Raw genomic sequence first — 238 nt, forward strand, 5'->3', positions numbered from 1 at the left:
CCAGCTCAAGGACTCGGGCGCGCAGGCGATCGTCATCCTGGAGAACTACGCCACCACGTTGCAGCAATGCATTGCGGCCACGCCGATCAAGCACCTCGTGCTGGCCTCGATGGGCGACCGCCTCGGCTTCCTGAAGGGCGCGATCGTCAACTACGTGGTGCGCACCGTGAAGAAGCTGGTGCCGCAGTTCAGCCTGCCGGGCGCGGTGCGCTTCAACGACGCGCTCGACAAGGGCGCG

Annotated in this window: 1 pseudogene; it reads left to right on the forward strand. The window is 66.4% G+C overall.

Annotated elements, in window-relative coordinates:
* Nucleotides 1-238: pseudogene (locus tag AC0IYU_RS34985) on the forward strand (long-chain fatty acid--CoA ligase); the annotation flags it as partial.

The sequence above is a fragment of the Variovorax sp. AC103 genome (genome assembly GCF_979254005.1).